General features: G+C 41.1%; 2 protein-coding genes and 2 pseudogenes. All 4 read right to left on the bottom strand.

Going from position 1 to position 1,573, the window contains the following annotated elements:
* A pseudogene (locus tag HMPREF2952_RS09575) lies at positions 1 to 292 on the bottom strand (RHS repeat protein); the annotation flags it as partial.
* A 239-nt stretch (positions 293 to 531) separates the two neighbouring features.
* Positions 532 to 1,035, bottom strand: a complete 504-nt coding sequence (locus tag HMPREF2952_RS09580; RefSeq protein WP_070625520.1) for an Imm26 family immunity protein — start codon at positions 1,033 to 1,035, stop codon at positions 532 to 534.
* Positions 1,028 to 1,444: a GIY-YIG nuclease family protein gene (locus HMPREF2952_RS11410; RefSeq protein WP_210398400.1), complete on the bottom strand. Its 417-nt coding sequence runs from the start codon at positions 1,442 to 1,444 to the stop codon at positions 1,028 to 1,030. Before HMPREF2952_RS11410 ends, HMPREF2952_RS09580 begins: the two co-directional genes overlap by 8 nt.
* A pseudogene (locus tag HMPREF2952_RS11070) lies at positions 1,436 to 1,573 on the bottom strand (RHS repeat-associated core domain-containing protein); the annotation flags it as partial. The gene HMPREF2952_RS11410 and the pseudogene HMPREF2952_RS11070, both read right to left, overlap by 9 nt.

Raw genomic sequence — 1,573 nt, forward strand, 5'->3', positions numbered from 1 at the left:
TGCGTTTGAAATGATGGATGTGCCAAGTCTCGGGACGGTCTTTCAGACGGCCTTCATGATTGCTTTGACCGTATTCGGTCTGCTGAACCAGTTGTCCGGCGGCATCGTAGCCGTAGGCGGTGATTTTGCCGTCCCAGCCGGTTTCTTGGATCAGGTTGTCGGTCGGGTCGTAATCGAAACGGTAGGTTTCGCCGTTTTCATTGGTGAGGACGGTCAGACGGCGGGCTTTGTCGTAGGCGTAGGCGAAGGTATGGCCCAGTGCGTTGGTGCGTTTGATCGGCAGTCCGTCCACTGCGAGCTCGTAGGCGGTTTTGGCACCGAGTCCGTCGATGTGGGCAGTCAGACGGTTGAGGCGGTCGTATTCGAAGGTTTCGTGACTACCGTCGGGGTAGTCGGTTGAGATTGTTAAAGAACAAAAACAAATAGTTCAGACGACCTCAAAGAAGATAGTGAAGTCGTCTGAAAAGTAGAAACAGCGTGAGTAGCGCATACCCTATGTCGGAACTGAAGTTTTTGCTAGACTACGGCTTACTATTCGTATTTTATATACCACCTTTTGGCATCATCTCCTGTAACTGGACTGTAAGGTAGATATCCTTCTGCCTCTTTATCTGAAATTTCTTGATCATTCCCTAACAAATCAATTTTTCTTTTCATGCCACTTGGTCCATATTCAAAAAACACATTCTTAATTTCATCAGGGGTAAGTTCAAAATTGTCATAATGACCTAAAATTCTCCATTCGCCCTTTTGTATGTGTTTTTTATTATCCAATGTACTATATACATCCAATATAAATATTTTTCCTAGTTGTTTAGCCTCCATTATTTCTTTCGCTGTAATAACATTAGGATTTGTATGTTGTATATCATATATCTTACAAGCAAACCAGCCATCCAATTTAGCAATTAAAATCCCATAACCATATTTTTCTTCAAGTTCATTAATTTTAAAACAAAGAATATCTCCCACTTTAATAAACCTTAACATTGTACGTGTTTTCTTATCCCACTCCCATAAATTTACTCTATCCATTGCACTTTCCTTTCAGTTTTTTAAGTAATTTATTTCGAAACTTCATAAAATATTTTTGGCGAGATTTTCTACGAGTTTTGCTATTTATATCAAAAGAATTAATTTTATTCTGTCTATTACTTTGAGAAATTTCTTTTCCTACCTCTCCATGTTTTGTATCGTAATGTTCAATTAAGGCTTGTTCATACCCCCTTGCTTGGCCATATGTCAAATTACGATGCAAGGGCTCCATTCTTGTTAAGCCATCTTTGGTCAAACGTCCTGTATCTTGATGTTCAGCAATCCTTCTCGCTGTATCGTTCGTAATACCAACGTAATAAGGCTTATCTGCAATTTTTCCGGTATTTGGATCAACATCAAATAATCCGTAAACATGGTAGCCTGGAGTTTTCTCATGAACCAATCCCAATGGATCAATCCATATCTGGCTGTTAGGAGCAAACCAATAAAGACTCTCGCCCCCCCCACAACCCAATCGGGTCCTGGTTCACAAACCGCCCCGCATCAGGCTCGTAATACCGCATCAGGTTGTAATGCA

Source organism: Neisseria sp. HMSC068C12, assembly GCF_001814095.1.
Classification (GTDB): Bacteria; Pseudomonadota; Gammaproteobacteria; order Burkholderiales; family Neisseriaceae; genus Neisseria; species Neisseria perflava.

Bases quoted from the DNA above. Each gene is read 5' to 3' on its own strand.
- HMPREF2952_RS09580 (WP_070625520.1), bottom strand. From the start codon at position 1,035: ATGGATAGAGTAAATTTATGGGAGTGGGATAAGAAAACACGTACAATG.